The sequence below is a fragment of the Faecalimonas canis genome, from assembly GCF_054601575.1.
Window position 1 is genome coordinate 21,450 of the sequence record NZ_BAAHSI010000022.1, and the last position, 15,561, is coordinate 37,010.

Annotated in this window: 11 protein-coding genes and 1 riboswitch; all 11 genes read left to right on the forward strand. The window is 38.7% G+C overall.

Going from position 1 to position 15,561, the window contains the following annotated elements; translation table 11 throughout:
• The 11 genes from ACYPXO_RS07025 to ACYPXO_RS07075 all read left to right on the forward strand — a co-directional run bounded on the left by ACYPXO_RS07025 (nt 1) and on the right by ACYPXO_RS07075 (nt 15,515).
• A complete protein-coding gene (locus ACYPXO_RS07025) occupies nt 1-4,464 on the forward strand; it encodes a PolC-type DNA polymerase III (protein ID WP_459639905.1) in 4,464 nt (1,487 codons plus the stop codon).
• Nucleotides 4,465-4,476: 12 nt separating this feature from the next.
• On the forward strand, nt 4,477-4,944 hold the full coding sequence (locus tag ACYPXO_RS07030) for a GNAT family N-acetyltransferase (RefSeq protein WP_459639906.1): 468 nt from the start codon (nt 4,477-4,479) through the stop codon (nt 4,942-4,944).
• Nucleotides 4,945-5,006: 62 nt separating this feature from the next.
• Nucleotides 5,007-5,204: riboswitch (cobalamin riboswitch) on the forward strand.
• A gap of 155 nt (nt 5,205-5,359) precedes the next feature.
• Nucleotides 5,360-6,223, forward strand: a complete 864-nt coding sequence (locus tag ACYPXO_RS07035; RefSeq protein ID WP_459639907.1) for an energy-coupling factor transporter transmembrane component T — start codon at nt 5,360-5,362, stop codon at nt 6,221-6,223.
• Nucleotides 6,211-7,872 carry an ABC transporter ATP-binding protein gene (locus tag ACYPXO_RS07040; RefSeq protein WP_459639908.1) on the forward strand — a complete coding sequence of 554 codons (1,662 nt, stop codon included), beginning with the start codon at nt 6,211-6,213 and terminating at the stop codon, nt 7,870-7,872. The genes ACYPXO_RS07035 and ACYPXO_RS07040 overlap by 13 nt, the downstream gene beginning before the upstream one ends.
• Nucleotides 7,848-8,786 (forward strand): ECF transporter S component, encoded by a 939-nt coding sequence (locus tag ACYPXO_RS07045; RefSeq protein WP_459639909.1) that lies wholly within the window; start codon nt 7,848-7,850, stop codon nt 8,784-8,786. Before ACYPXO_RS07040 ends, ACYPXO_RS07045 begins: the two co-directional genes overlap by 25 nt.
• A gap of 20 nt (nt 8,787-8,806) precedes the next feature.
• The gene (locus tag ACYPXO_RS07050) at nt 8,807-9,319 is read left to right on the forward strand and encodes a DUF4430 domain-containing protein (protein WP_459639910.1); all 513 of its coding nucleotides are present in this window, start codon (nt 8,807-8,809) and stop codon (nt 9,317-9,319) included.
• 20 nt (nt 9,320-9,339) lie between these two features.
• Complete coding sequence (locus ACYPXO_RS07055; RefSeq protein WP_459639911.1) at nt 9,340-10,269, forward strand: AAA family ATPase; 930 nt, start codon at nt 9,340-9,342, stop codon at nt 10,267-10,269.
• 8 nt (nt 10,270-10,277) lie between these two features.
• A complete protein-coding gene (locus ACYPXO_RS07060) occupies nt 10,278-11,366 on the forward strand; it encodes a DUF58 domain-containing protein (RefSeq protein WP_459639912.1) in 1,089 nt (362 codons plus the stop codon).
• On the forward strand, nt 11,326-13,452 hold the full coding sequence (locus tag ACYPXO_RS07065; protein ID WP_459639913.1) for a transglutaminase-like domain-containing protein: 2,127 nt from the start codon (nt 11,326-11,328) through the stop codon (nt 13,450-13,452). Before ACYPXO_RS07060 ends, ACYPXO_RS07065 begins: the two co-directional genes overlap by 41 nt.
• A complete protein-coding gene (locus ACYPXO_RS07070) occupies nt 13,364-14,281 on the forward strand; it encodes a hypothetical protein (RefSeq protein WP_459639914.1) in 918 nt (305 codons plus the stop codon). Before ACYPXO_RS07065 ends, ACYPXO_RS07070 begins: the two co-directional genes overlap by 89 nt.
• The gene (locus tag ACYPXO_RS07075) at nt 14,265-15,515 is read left to right on the forward strand and encodes a hypothetical protein (RefSeq protein WP_459639915.1); all 1,251 of its coding nucleotides are present in this window, start codon (nt 14,265-14,267) and stop codon (nt 15,513-15,515) included. Before ACYPXO_RS07070 ends, ACYPXO_RS07075 begins: the two co-directional genes overlap by 17 nt.
• Nucleotides 15,516-15,561 lie beyond the last annotated feature (46 nt).

Here is a 15,561-nt window from a genome sequence, read left to right on the forward strand (position 1 = left end):
ATGGGAAAACGATTTTTTGATGTGTTTCCGACATTACAGGTAGAAAAAGAGATAGCAGATTTATTTGAGGAAGTGGAAGTGATGAAAGTGACAACCACTTCCTTAAAAGACCGATTAAAAATATATTTTGTAAGTATGCATTTAATTCCGAAAACTTATGTGTATCATATGGAACAGATGATAAAGGAGCAGTTGTTTGCTCGCACACAAATTTCTATTCAAATCGTGGAGAGGTATCAACTTTCAGAACAATATACGCCGGAAAATCTGTTGAGAGAGTATCGGAACAGTATCTTGGAAGAGTTAAAAGAAAGAAGTGCTGTAGAGTATAATATGTTTTTGAATGCCAAGTGTACGTTTGAAAATGAAAATATTTTATGTCTGACACTGGAAGATACGATTGTGGCAAGGGGAAAACAGGAATCTATAGTGGAACTTCTTGAAGAAGTATTTAACGAGAGATGTAATATTCCGGTAGAAATCCGTACACTCTATAGTGAGGTTAAGGAGAGCAGACATAAAAAATATAATGAGATACGCTTACAACAGGAAATTCAGGCAATTGTAGAGGGGAACGAAAGCAGAAGAAAAGAACATATTGAAGAAGTAAAAGAAAAGAAAAGTGAGGAGAAAAAAGAAAAAGCGATTAAACCGAAAGAGGAAAAGAAACCATTTCAGAAAAAGGACTTCTATTCTCCTATTAAGCGTTCCGATGACCCGAATGTTATTTATGGAAGAAACTTTGAAGATGATACAATTGAACTTTCACAGGTTGTAGGGGAAATGGGAGAGATTACCATTCGAGGAAAAGTTATTCAGTTCGACACAAGAGAAATTCGGAATGAAAAAACAATTATTATGTTTGCAGTGACAGATTTTACAGACACGATTATGGTGAAGATGTTTGCAAGAAACGAACAACTTCCTGAACTTTTAGGTGAGATTAATAAGGGAGAGTTTCTAAAAATAAAAGGGGTCACAACAATTGACAAATTTGACGGTGAACTGACAATCGGTTCAGTGACGGGAATTAAGAAAATTCCTGATTTTACAACAACACGAAAGGACACAAGTCCGGTAAAACGTGTAGAACTTCATTGTCATACAAAAATGAGTGATATGGACGGTGTGTCGGAAGTAAAAGCGATTGTAAAACGAGCACATGATTGGGGGCATAAAGCGATTGCCATTACGGATCACGGTGTCGTGCAGTCTTTCCCGGATGCAAACCACTATATCGAAACGTTGGATAAAGATGATCCGTTTAAAATTATTTACGGGGTGGAGGGGTATCTTGTTGATGATTTAACAGATATTGCGGTGAATGAGGATAGCCAGACACTTGATGATACTTTTGTCGTATTTGATATTGAAACAACAGGGTTTAGTTCCGTAAAAGATAAAATTATCGAAATCGGTGCGGTAAAAGTGGAAAACGGGAAAATTGTGTCCCGTTATAGTACATTTGTCAATCCCGAAGTACCGATTCCGTTTGAGATTACAAAGTTAACAAGTATTACGGATGCAATGGTTATTGATGCTCCAAAGATAGAAAATGTGCTACCGGAGTTTATGGAATATGTTGGAGATGCTGTTTTAGTTGCACATAACGCAGGATTTGACGTGGGCTTTATAGAAGAAAACTGTAAAAGACTTGGCATAGAGAGAAAACTGACGTCTGTGGATACGGTTGCGCTTGCCAGAGTGTTACTCCCAACGCTTTCGCGTTATAAATTAAATGTGGTGGCAAAGACTTTAGGCATTTCTTTGGAAAATCATCATCGTGCGGTGGATGATGCGGGAGCAACGGCGGAAATTTTTGTGAAATTTGTGGAGATGTTAAAAGAACGTAAAATTACTACGTTAAAGGGTATCAATGAATTTGGTGCGATGAATCCCGATGCTATTCGAAAAATGCCGGCACACCATGTTATTATTTTGGCGAAAAATGATGTGGGCAGAGTAAACTTATATACATTGGTGTCCATGTCCCATTTAAAATATTTCGGACGTATGCCACGTATACCGAAAAGTGAGTTAAATCGCTATCGGGAAGGGCTGATTGTCGGAAGCGCTTGTGAAGCAGGAGAATTATATCAGGCGATTTTAAATGAAAAGTCGGAAGAACAGATTGCAAAGATAGTAGATTTTTATGATTATCTGGAAATCCAGCCTCTTGGGAACAATGCGTTTATGTTGGAAAGTGAGCGTATTTCTAATGTAAATACACAGGAAGATTTAATTCAGATTAATAAGAAAATTATAAAACTAGGTGAAGAGTTTCAAAAAATGGTCGTGGGTACTTGTGATGTGCATTTCCTTGACCCTGATGATGAGGTATACAGAAGGATTATTATGACGGGAAAAGGATTTTCGGATGCGGATGACCAAGCACCATTGTATTTGAGGACAACGGAGGAAATGCTGGCAGAGTTTTCTTATCTTGGTTCAGCGAAAGCGGAGGAGATTGTTATTACCAATCCGAATAAGATTGCGGATATGATTGAACCGATTTCCCCGGTACGTCCGGATAAATGTCCTCCTGTCATCGAAAATTCAGATCAGGAATTGCGTGACATCTGTTATGAAAAAGCCCATAGTATGTATGGAGAAAATCTTCCGGAGATGGTTGTGGAACGTTTGGAAAGAGAATTGAACTCGATTATTTCTAATGGGTTTGCGGTAATGTATATTATCGCACAGAAATTAGTTTGGAAATCCGTGGAGGATGGGTATCTCGTAGGTTCAAGAGGTTCGGTTGGTTCTTCTTTTGTAGCAACTATGGCGGGAATTACGGAAGTAAATCCGTTAAGTCCGCACTATTATTGTAAAAAATGTCATTACAGCGACTTTACATCAGAGGAAGTGCGGGCATATTCCGGTCTATCTGGATGGGATATGCCGGACAAACTGTGTCCTGTCTGCAATGCGCCTTTAGCAAAAGATGGATTTGATATTCCGTTTGAAACATTTCTTGGGTTTAAGGGGAATAAAGAACCGGATATCGACTTAAATTTCTCGGGAGATTATCAGAGTAACGCTCACAAATACACGGAAGTTATATTTGGAACAGGGCAGACTTTCCGTGCGGGAACAATCGGTACGCTTGCAGATAAGACAGCATATGGTTTTGTAAAAAATTATTATGAGGAGAGAGAGAGCCGAAAACGTAAATGTGAGATTGAGCGAATTGTAGAAGGATGTACGGGAATCAGGCGAAGTACAGGACAGCATCCGGGAGGGATTATCGTTCTTCCTCACGGAGAAAATATTAATTCATTCACTCCTGTACAACATCCTGCCAATGATATGACAACGGATATTATTACAACACATTTTGATTATCATTCCATTGACCACAACTTATTGAAACTTGATATTCTCGGTCATGATGATCCTACGATTATTCGTATGCTGGAAGATTTAATTACAGATATTACAGGAGAGAAATTCGATGCAACAAAAATTCCTCTAGATGATCCTGATGTCATGGCGCTTTTTGCAGGGACAGAAGTACTTGGAATTAAGCCGGAAGATATTGGTGGTTGTCCGGTAGGATGTCTTGGCATTCCGGAGTTTGGTACAGATTTTGTTATTCAGATGGTTGTAGATACGAAACCGAAGACAATTTCGGATTTGATTCGTATTTCGGGTCTTTCCCATGGAACAGACGTATGGCTTAACAATGCTCAGACATTAATTCAGGAAGGAAAGGCCACAATTTCTACGGCAATCTGTACACGAGATGATATTATGACCTATCTGATTAATAAAGGGTTGGATAGTGAGAAATCATTTACCATTATGGAACGTGTCCGAAAAGGGCTTGTTGCAAAAGGAAAATGTAAAGAATGGCCGGAGTATAAGAAAGATATGCTGGAGCATGGAGTACCGGAGTGGTATATTGGCTCTTGCGAGAAAATTAAATATATGTTCCCGAAAGCCCATGCGGCAGCCTACGTTATGATGGCATACCGTATAGCATATTGTAAGGTGAATTATCCTTTGGCATATTATGCGGCGTATTTCAGTATTCGTGCATCGGCATTTTCTTATGAAATTATGTGTCAGGGAAAAGATAAACTGGAATTTTACCTTAGGGATTATAAGAAACGTTCGGATTCTTTAAGTAAAAAGGAGCAGGACGTATTAAAAGATATGAAAATCGTGCAGGAAATGTATGCAAGAGGATTTGAATTTCTTCCACTTGATATTTATACTGCGAAGGCAGATAAGTTCCAAATTATAGACGGAAAATTGATGCCACCGCTTAATAGTATAGAAGGAATGGGTGATAAGGCGGCTGAAGCGGTAGAAGCGGCTTCAAAAGACGGTCCATATTTATCGAGAGATGATTTCCGACAGAGAACAAAAGTAAGTAAGACAGTTATTGATTTGATGACAGATTTGGGAATGTTTGGAAATCTTCCGGAATCAAATCAGTTGTCATTATTTGATTTTTAAGAAGGTGATAAAATGATTACATTTAAAGAAATAGACAGAAGTAATTATATGGAATGTATTGGCTTGAGAATAAAAGAAGAACAAAAAGGTTTTGTTGCAGATAATGTACAATCTTTGGTGGAAGCAAAGTTTGAAGAAGGCTTATATACTCGTGCAATTTATTCAAATGATATTATGGTAGGATTTGTATTGTTTGATTATGACCCTGAAATTCCCGGCTGGTCAATGAGTCGATTTATGATTGGAGAGCAGTATCAAGGGCAAGGTTTGGGAAAAGAAGCGATTAAACAATTTTTAAAGTATATAAAAGAAGAAATGAAAATACACGAACTTTATATTTCTGTAGAAGTGGAAAATGTAGTTGCCTGTGAAATGTATGAAAAAATAGGATTTCATTTTGTGAAATCGGTTGCATATGAATTTGGCGGGGTTATGTACAAAGAAAAACAGATGAAAATAGAATTGCAAGTAAATGGCTAAATATATTGCTGTGTTTATAAAAGCATGATATACTAATGTATCAATGCAAATTTTATAATTGAATAATACAAACATTGTGCGGTTACTTTTTGTAATGAAAAGTATTAAAAGGGAATTCGGTGTAAGTCCGAAACAGCTCACTTTACTGTAAGGAATGACGAAATCCATAAAGCCACTGTGGAGACAATTGGTCTGCATGGGAAGGAGGAAAGTAGGGTTTAGTTCTAAGTCAGGAGACCTGCCGGTACATATTGTGAAATCTTTCGGTGAGGATAAGATGATACATAGAAATTAAAGTAGACTTTCATAGACAGAGTCTTGGTTTTTGTGTGTTAAAAAGCAGCCGACAGGTTGCTTTTTTTATGTGAGAATGCACAGTGGAGCAATGACTTTTAATAGGGAAAAGGGGGAAGGTATGAAATTTAGTGATTTTCATCCGATTGTGAATGCTATCTATTTTGCAGTGGTTATCGGGGTTATTATATTTTCTATGTCACCATATTTTTTATTGCTTTCTCTGTCGGGGGCATTTATATATTCTCTTATATTGAAGGGGAAAAAGGCAATGAAACAAAACATTTCTATAGTATTTATTACCCTTGTCATTATGACAGGGATAAATGCGATGTTTACCCATAACGGAGAAACGGTTTTGTTTTATATACGTCATAACAGAATTACGATGGAGGCTGTATTTTTTGGTATTGCATCATCGGTAATGTTGTCTTCCGTCATTCTTCTGTTTGACTGTTTTCATGTGATTATGTCTGAAGAAAAATTGATTTATTTATTTGGAAGAATAGTTCCGGTATTTGGATTAATGGTGTCAATGATATTTCGGTTTGTTCCGCTTTTGCGATGCAGATTTAAGGAAATACAGATGGGGCAGGCATGTATGGGAAGAAATGTACAGACGGGAGTAATCCGGAAAATAAGACAGTTGTTGAAAGAACTTTCTATTTTGATTGCATGGTCGCTGGAGGCTTCCATTGAAAGTGCGGATTCTATGGCTGCCAGAGGGTATGGACTGCCGGGAAGAAGTAGTTTCCATTTGTTTAAAATCACTGTTCAAGATGTGATACTGCTTATCATTGTCGGAATGTGTGGTGTAATTACTGTGGCGGGCTGTATTTCCGGCCGGACAACAATGCAGTATTATCCGAAACTGCTCGTGCCGGCGATGGCATGGAAAGATATAATCTGCATAAGTTCCTTTGGTATATTAGTGTTTATGCCATCGGTAATTGAATATATTGGAGGACATAAATGGGAAAGATAAAGTTTGAACAGGTAACATTTACATATCCGCTTGCAGAGCAGGCAGCGCTTAAAGACGTTACTTTGGAAATAGAGGAATCACAATTTATTGTGATTTGCGGAAAGTCGGGCTGTGGGAAAAGTACACTGCTCAGGCAAATGAAAAAAAATATGATGCCGTATGGTGAATTAAAGGGTGAAATTTTATATGATGGAACTTCCATAAAAGAATTGGAAGAACGGAAGAGTGTATCTGAGATAGGGTATGTACAGCAAAATCCTGATAACCAGATTGTTACGGATAAGGTTTGGCATGAACTGGCATTTGGTTTGGAGAGTCTTGGATACGACAATCAGACTATTAAGCGCCGCGTGGCAGAAATGGCGGATTATTTTGGCATAGAAAACTGGTTTCATAAGGAGACAAATACATTGTCGGGAGGGCAGAAACAGTTGTTAAATTTGGCGTCCGTCATGGTAATGCAGCCAAAAGTATTGATTTTAGATGAACCTACAGCACAATTGGATCCCATTGCAGCATCGGAGTTTTTGCAGACGGTTTATAAGATTAATCGGGATTTAGGTGTCACGGTTATTATGTCGGAACATCGGTTAGAGGAAGTCTTTCCAATAGCGGACAGAGTGCTGGTTTTAGATAAGGGGAGAATAGTTGCGATGGACATTCCCGGGCGGATTGGAGAATATCTTTCTGGTAGGGAAACAGGCGAATCACACCCCATGTTTTACGGGTTACCAGCGGTAGTTAGGATTTTTCAAAACTTCCGCATCGGAGAATCACCGCTTACAATTCGTGAGGGAAGAAAAAAGATGGAACAATTATTGAAAGGAAAAGAAGTGGTTGGAAGTTCCTTTGATGCGATAGAAAAATCTAAGGAGACAGTCATACAACTGAAAAATGTATGGTTTCATTATGAAAAAGGGCATCACGATGTATTGAAGGGTGTATCTTTTTCCGTGGAGAAAGGACGGTGGTCTTGTGTTTTGGGAGGAAACGGAAGTGGCAAAAGCACAATGCTCAAAGTAATCTGCGGCATTTTAAAACAGCAGAAAGGGAAAGTTTTTATCAATGGTACACAGACAGGAAAAAAATGCTCTGAGAAAGTTGTGATGTTACCACAGAATCCGCAGGCAGTCTTTACGGAGATTACAGTGGAGGAAGAATTATTTGAGGGTGTGGCATTTATGGACATCGAAGACCGGGAAAAAATTGAAAAAGTAGAAATGATGTTGGATAAAATGGAGATAACACATTTACGAAAGACAAATCCATATGATTTATCGGGAGGTGAGCAGCAGAGGCTGGCGCTCGGAAAAATTTTACTGTTGGAGCCGACAATTCTTCTTCTAGATGAACCGACAAAAAGTCTTGATCCATTTTTTAAAAGAGCATTGGCAAAGATTTTAAAAGATTTGCAGAGAAACGGAATGACTATTTTTATGGTGAGTCACGATGTGGAATTCTGCGCATCGTATACAGACTACTGCGCTATGTTTTTTGATGGTGAAATTGTATCGGAAGACTGTACGAGAAAGTTTTTTGCAGGAAACAGTTTCTATACGACAACGGCAAACAGGATAGCGAGAAAATGGTGTAATGAATTGATTACTTGTGAGGAGGTTCAGGAATGGCTTCAGAAAAACGTCAATTAACACAGCAGGAAAAAGCGGCAAAACAGAGACTTCATGTGGCTGCGGAACTGATATTAATAGGTATTCCGATCGCTCTTATAGTAGGGATAAAGTTTTTGCCGAGAGAGTGGTATATGCTGCTTAGTTTGATTGTTCTTGCGATGACAATAGCACCGTTTTTCATGGTTTTTGAATCGAGAAAGCCAAAAGCCAGGGAAATTGTTCTGCTTGCCATGATGAGCGCTCTTGTTGTAGCATCGCACTTGTTTTTTCATATTGTATTTCCAATACAGATAGGGACAGCGTTGATTATCATTAGCGGTATTTCTCTCGGATCGGAGGCAGGTTTTTTCATCGGGGCATTAAGCAGATTGGTGTGTAACTTTTATATGGGGCAGGGACCATGGACTCCGTGGCAGATGTTTTGCTGGGGGATACTCGGATTTTTGGCAGGGTTTGCGTTTAACTGTGGCAATACAGAAACATTAAAATCAAGAAATTTTAAAATGATTTCAGGACCCGTGCTGATGATATTGTTTTCGCTTTTGCTGGCGTATCTTAGTTTTTTGATTTATCCCGGACAGGACAGTACTGTCGGATGGAGATTTTATTTGTTTGGGGCCATCGGATTGATTTTAGGGGTGGCTGTTCAAAAAAAACGGCTTCCGGCAGATAATATTACGCTTTCACTATTTACATTTTTCACAACGTTTATTGTGTATGGTGGAATTATGAATCTCAGCAGTGCATTATTATCTGCGAACGGTGCTTCGGGGAAAGGAATCAGTCTTGAGGGACTGCGTATACTGTATGTTACCGGTGTGCCGTATGACTTTTTTCATGCGTTGACCGCTGCGGTTTGCGTATATTTCATTGGTGGGAATATTATTCGGAAATTGGAACGAATAAAGATTAAATACGGAATTTATAAATAGAAAAAATTGAGGGTGGAAATGTGGACAAAGATTTTGAAAAACTGATACGAAATAAAAGAAAACGAAAGATTTCAGTATGTATTGTAATTTTGCTTATTGTACTGACAACTCTATTTTCTTTCAAAATGGAAAATGGAAAAGAAAAAAAGAAAAGTGAGGTTACTTTGGAAATTCGCTGTGATGAACTAATTGACAATCCGGAAAAAATGGCAAAACCTGAATTGTGGAAGTATATACCGGAAAACGGAATCATATTGGAAGAGACAAAGTGTACCATAGAAACAGGGAAAACAGTTTTTGACGTTTTAAATAGAGTGTGTAAGGAGAAAGACATTCAGATAGAATACAGTTATACAACTGGATATGATTCATATTATGTGGAAGGAATACAGTATTTATATGAATTTGATGCGGGAAAGAGAAGTGGCTGGATATACCGTGTTGATGAAAAAAATACAAACTATGGTTGTTCACAGTATAAATTAAAAGGCGGAGAAAAAATCGTGTGGGAATATGTCTGCGATTATAAGTAAGGCAGGGGAAAGGAAAAAGAATGAAAGAAAAAATTTTGGAATTAAAAAAAGAAATTGGAAAAGTAATTGTAGGAAAGGAGGAAGTAGTTGAGAAAGTTCTGATGGCGATCATAGCGGGAGGACATATTCTTTTGGAGGATATTCCAGGTGTGGGAAAAACAACACTTGCATTAGCCTTCAGCAAAGCGATGGGCTTGCAGTTTAGGCGTATACAGTTTACTCCGGACGTTGTTCCTTCAGACATTACGGGGTTTATGATATATGACAAGCAAAAAAATAGTTTTACATATCGGGAAGGCGCCGTAATGTGCAATTTCTTTCTCGCAGATGAAATTAACCGTACGTCAAGTAAAACCCAGTCGGCGCTTTTGGAAGTTATGCAGGAAGCGAAAGTGACGGTGGACGGGGAGACACACCAGATTCCTCAGCCGTTTATTGTTATGGCTACGCAGAATCCTATAGGTACTGTGGGAACACAGATGCTGCCGGAAGCCCAACTTGACCGTTTTATGATAAAGTTATCTATGGGATATCCGGAATTTGACGCACAGATAGAAATTTTAAAGAACAGGGAAAAAGAAGATCCTATTGATGCCATGAAAGAAATTCTCTCAATTGAAGAAGTGATTGAGATGAAGAAGGAAGCAAAAGAGATTTATGTGGACGATAAAATATATGAGTACGTTACAATACTTGTGGAAGCAACAAGAAAACATGATTATGTCAGACTCGGAATAAGTCCGCGAGGAGCTTTGGCGCTGTGTGGTATAGCCAAAGCGAGAGCATATATTTCAGGTAGAAATTATGTGACACCAGAAGATGTAAGCGAGTGCTTTTTAGATGTATGCAGACACCGTCTTATTCTTAAGCCGAAGGCGAATTTAACTTCTATGGATACAGACAGTATACTTCAGCAGATTTTAGATGAAAATAAGGCACCAAAGTTGTAGGAAGAGTGATGGTATTGAAAAAAGAAAAAATAGTATTCGGCCTTTTGTTTCTTGCTGGAATGGTACTTTACTTTTTTACGGAGATTTCATATGCACCGCTGTTTTTGACGGGAATATGTGTTTATGGAATTGTAGGATTTATCGTATCCAGAATATCGGGAAAAAAAACAGATTTGCATTTTGATGGAGAAAAGCAATGTGAAAAAGAAAGTCAGCTGGAAGTTACTCTGCATATGAAAAATATCAGTAAGATTCCAATCTGGAACGGAAAGATACTTTTGCGGGTGAAAAACAAGTTGACGGGTGAACAGATGGAAGTCAAAAAAACAATGTCTCTTCTGTCGTTACAGAGCAAAAAGGCGCACTTCTATTTAGAAGCGCATTTCTGTGGCTGCATTGAAGTGACTGTAGAGAAAATGAAAATTTCAGATCCGTTTGGCATATTTACCAAAGAGAGAAATTTCCATATGGAAAACAGATATTACGTTTTCCCCAAATTGACGGAAGTTGATTTTACAAGCGAACAGTTGAATCAATATGATATGGAAAGTTATAAATATTCCTCTTTAAAAAGCGGGGAAGATACAAGTGAGACTTTCGGGATAAGAGAGTATAAAGAAGGGGACAGCCTGAAATCCATTCATTGGAAACTGACCGGAAAAATGGAAAATCTCATCGTACGGGAGGCGAGCCTTCCGGTAGAAAACAGTGTAATGATACTGCTTGACAAAAGAGAGAGAGAAGAAATTTCGGCGGACAAGAAAGATAAACTGACAGAAATGTTTTTGTCGCTGTCAAATACAATTATAAAAAATGGTATACAGCATTCCATTGGCTGGTACAATTATGAACTAGAAAAATTTGAACAATATCGCATTCAATCCACGGAGGACATCTATGTGATTATTGGGGAACTTCTTTCCTGTCCACATTGTAAAGATGAAATAAGCACGGTGGATAGGTTTATAGAGTCGGACGCATGGAAGGAATACAGTAACTATCTGTATGTGACAGAGAGTGACACAGCAGAGAGAGAGACGGAGAAATTAATGAATTATGGAAACGTTGAAATTTATCGAACGAGAGAATTTAGTTAGAAAAAAAGATATTATAAAGGAAATTTTGCTTTCGCTATTTTTAGGTATCTCCAATTTTTTGTGTTTTCGGGATATGTTTCAGTTTACGTTATGTTTTTCGGGCTCATATTTAGGTGGAATGAGAAGCGGGTTAGTGTATACATGGAACCGTATTGCAGATGTGTTGGGGAATGAAAAGTATATTCTGCTTCCTAAGTTTGCTGGAGCGGGAGAGGGAAATACATTATTTTTAATTGCGGTGCTAATTCTTTTCGTCATTCTGTATTTCTTTTTTGTACACAGTAAAAACAGTTGGGCAATCTTTTTGCCTTTTCTTTTAACTGTTATTTTAAGCGGAGCGACAAATTTGCAAATTTCCATGGGAACAGTAATGCTTTTTGCTGTCTCCATAATTGCCGGAATACTGTATGCCCGTGACAGAAATGGCTTATGTAATAAGTTATGCCTCTTTATTTTGACGGCAATCTTGTGCGCAGCCGTATTTTCTTCACCACTGGGCAGAAAGATAAATGCCAAATCAGAAACAATTTATAAAATACAGAATGTGGTAAAAATGAAGGCGAAAGAGAAATACTATGGCTCTAACCCGTTAAAAAATGGTGATTTGAAACAGAGAAAACGGGAGAAAGTTGAAGGAGACGCACTTGAAATTACGATGACAACCCCTCAGTCAATATACCTCAGAGGTTTTGTCGGGGAAAGTTATCAGAATAACCGGTGGGAGACGTTGCCAAACTACAATTACTATAAAGAAAAAGATTTATTTTACTGGTTAAGAAAGGAAGGATTTCAAACGTTTGGACAGTTGGGACAGGCAGAGGAATTGTTTCATGAAGAAAAATCAGAAGGAGAGAATCAGGTTACCATTCAGGTTAAAGAAGCCGACAGTCGTTATGCCTATATCCCTTATGAGATGAAAGGGAAAATTTCCGAAGGAAAAGCATGGGGTGGCAGTTTTATCACACCGTCGGGTTTAAACAGGCTAAAAAAGTATAGTTATAACACGGGTAACAATGCCGTAAAAACATGGACGGATACGGCGTCAAAAGTGTTTTTGAGGGCGGATGCGGAACAGGTAAAAGATTATTTACGGAAAGAGAGTAATTATAATACATATGTATATCAAAACTTTACATATCTCTCTAAAAAAGAAAAAAGTATTTTGAACCGGTATATCGGTAAAGCGGTAGATCAGTCCCGTGGGCATATTGATTACAAACCGGCTATTGCGGGAATTCAAAAGTATCTGGAGGATAATTTTATATATACGGAAAATCTGGGGGGAAAGGTGGAGCAAAATCAAAGTATGCTGGAGGAATTTCTTGCATCTAAAAAGGGATATGATATGCAGTTTGCCACCGCTGCAACACTTATGTTTCGCTATTATGGGATTCCTGCAAGATATGTGGAAGGATATTTAATCACGCCGAAAGATGCAAAAAAAATGGAAAGCGGAAAGCCGGAAATCATTCCAAAAACAAATGCACACGCATGGGTGGAAATATATGTTGACGGAACGGGATTTGTTCCGATAGAAGTATCGCCCCCTTATCGAAAAATTATGGAAGAAGCAGATATGGAAGTCGGTATATCCAATAATACATTATTGCGACCATTTGATAATGAGGGGGGAGCAAATAATAAGGTGCAGGAAACGGAGATGTCAGGTGACGATAATAAGCACATTACTTTTCCTGTAATAATTATTATCTGTGGGATTATCGGTCTGATTCTTCTGGCAATAGTGATCAGGCTGTTTTGGAAATATGTTATCTGTTTTAAGAAATTCTTGAACAGGCGGAAACTTTTTAATAAGGCGGCGCCGAAACAGGCGATAAGTGCAATGTATTCGTACATGGAAGAGCAAAAGTATCCGATAAAAGAGGGCGTTAGAGCGTTGGGGAATAAGGCCGCTTACAGTCAGGAAGAGTTGAGTGACAAAGAACGCAAAGAAATGTTAATGGCGCTGAAAAGTGCGGCAAAGGAGAAAAAGAAAAATGAAAAGAAAAATAAAAGGAATGCTGGTCGGCGTGCTTGCGGCAGCCATGCTATTGTGCGGCTGCGGGGCAAAAAATCTGGCAGATAATATAGATGAGCAGACCAGAAAGACTGCTGAATATGTGAAAGAAAATGTTCCAAATCCGCAAGTATCGTCAATAGGCGGAGAATGGGCGGTAAAAGGAATTGCAGAAAGTGGTATCGAACCGGACGACAGTTATTTTGAAGTATATTACGATACGGTGAGAGCGAAAGTTAAGTCGAAAAAGGGCGCAATTCACGAGGAATATTATTCGGATTATGCCAGAGTGATTATTGCCTTAAACGCGATAGGTAAAGATCCGACCAATGTGGAAGGGTACGATATGACAAAACCGTTGGAAGAGTATAAGGAATTGACACAGCAGGGGGTGAATGCGGTTGCATACACACTTGTGGCGGCAAATGAGAGCGGTATTTCTCTGGAACATGAACAGGCATATGTGGAATTTCTTGTAAAGGAAATGGAAGCCATGTTATCTGAAGTGAAAGATACATATACAGATTATATTTCAATGGGGCTTTTGGGATTATCTTTTTATCAGAACGATGAATCGGTAAAGAAGGTGACGGAAGACGGCATAAAATATTTATCGGATATGCAGCAGGATAACGGAACAATGGGAAACTGTGAGTCGACTTCCGAGGCTGTCATTGCATTGACACAATTGGGAGTAGACGTATTTTCCGACAAACGATTCGTAAAAAATGAAGGAAGTCTCGGAGAAAGTTTAATGAATTATCAGGCGGAAAACGGGGCGTTTCTTCATACGGAAGACGGGGAAAAAGCAAATGAAATGGCTACAGAGAGAGCGTTACTGGCTCTGTGCAGTATGAAAAAAGTAGAGAAAGGAGGGCTTTATGAGGGGGGAAAATAGTTTGCGATACTTTTGGAGGAAATATAGGCTGTCTCTTTTAGGTGTCGCAGTAATACTGGGGGTTATTTTTCTCTCGGGAATATTTTTATCAGTTCAGGAGCAGATACACGGAAAAAATCCATTGGAGACAGAGAATAAGGAATCTTCACGTATAGCAGTAACAGGAAAAAATTATACTTTGAATTATAAGCAGGAAGAAGAGTATAAGCGTGAACAGGCAAAATGGAAAGAAAAAATAGAACAACAGCCTGCCGAACCGATAGAGGAGATAAAAAGTGAAACAGAATCCGGTAAAAAGAAGACATCATCGATTCTTTCAGAAAATTCTTCACAGGCACATACAGGAGATAAAAATTCCATTGGCGACGGAAACAAGACAGAAGAAGGACAAGGAAAACATGAAATGGGCGGAGGAAACGAAGCGGGAAACGGCGAAGGTGAAAGTGGTGAGAATACAGGAGGAGATGAGGAAGGATCCAAACTTCCTGAGATTATATGCAACCTGACGGAAGGGCAGGTGGTAAGCGGAGGTTTTCTGGGATTCACGGTGCAGGCAACCACATATAAAAAAGAACCGTTAAGTTCTTTTTATGTAACGGTAAAGGTAAACGGCAGGAAGTTGTATAGTTCGGGAACGCAGCATAATGTGATAAGTTACAGAACTTCTCAGGAGTTGCAAGATGGAAATAATGAGATTTCCGTTATGGCAATAGATAAAGAGGGGAATACAGCCATTAAAAATTATCACGTCACAGTCAAAAAAGAGGATGCGCAGATAGAGGGAGGAACAATGCGCGTTAAATTGCAGGCGGACGTAGTTGGATTGGGAACAATTTTTGACGAAACGGTTGTGTTTTATGAGGGAGAGAACCTTCCTTATGTAGTGGACCGTGCGTTTAAGAAAGCGGGAATAAAATATAGGTATACGGGAACATTTGACTATGGATTCTATTTGCAGAGAATATATAAACCGAGCATCACAAATGGATATAAAATTCCCGCACCGATTTTACAGAAACTGGAAGAAGAAAACTGTTCATGGGTTGGATACGAAACGGATTCCCTTGGGGAGAAAGATTTTTATTACTGGTCGGGGTGGCTTTACAGGTTAGATGGATATTTTCCGGATGGGTTATCAACAATACCGGCGGAAGACGGTTCGGAGGTAGAACTTCTATTTACGCTGAACAATGGAGCAGAATATAATGGAACATGGTTTTCAGGAAACTGGTGATATTGAAAGGGGTGATACAAAAAAGAAGATTGAAACATGTAATGCA

Coding starts and splice junctions, on each gene's coding strand:
- ACYPXO_RS07025 (WP_459639905.1), top strand. CDS start 1: ATGGGAAAACGATTTTTTGATGTGTTTCCGACATTACAGGTAGAAAAA.
- ACYPXO_RS07030 (WP_459639906.1), top strand. CDS start 4,477: ATGATTACATTTAAAGAAATAGACAGAAGTAATTATATGGAATGTATT.
- ACYPXO_RS07035 (WP_459639907.1), top strand. CDS start 5,360: ATGAAATTTAGTGATTTTCATCCGATTGTGAATGCTATCTATTTTGCA.
- ACYPXO_RS07040 (WP_459639908.1), top strand. CDS start 6,211: ATGGGAAAGATAAAGTTTGAACAGGTAACATTTACATATCCGCTTGCA.
- ACYPXO_RS07045 (WP_459639909.1), top strand. CDS start 7,848: ATGGCTTCAGAAAAACGTCAATTAACACAGCAGGAAAAAGCGGCAAAA.
- ACYPXO_RS07055 (WP_459639911.1), top strand. CDS start 9,340: ATGAAAGAAAAAATTTTGGAATTAAAAAAAGAAATTGGAAAAGTAATT.
- ACYPXO_RS07060 (WP_459639912.1), top strand. CDS start 10,278: ATGGTATTGAAAAAAGAAAAAATAGTATTCGGCCTTTTGTTTCTTGCT.
- ACYPXO_RS07065 (WP_459639913.1), top strand. CDS start 11,326: ATGGAAACGTTGAAATTTATCGAACGAGAGAATTTAGTTAGAAAAAAA.
- ACYPXO_RS07070 (WP_459639914.1), top strand. CDS start 13,364: ATGAAAAGAAAAATAAAAGGAATGCTGGTCGGCGTGCTTGCGGCAGCC.
- ACYPXO_RS07075 (WP_459639915.1), top strand. CDS start 14,265: ATGAGGGGGGAAAATAGTTTGCGATACTTTTGGAGGAAATATAGGCTG.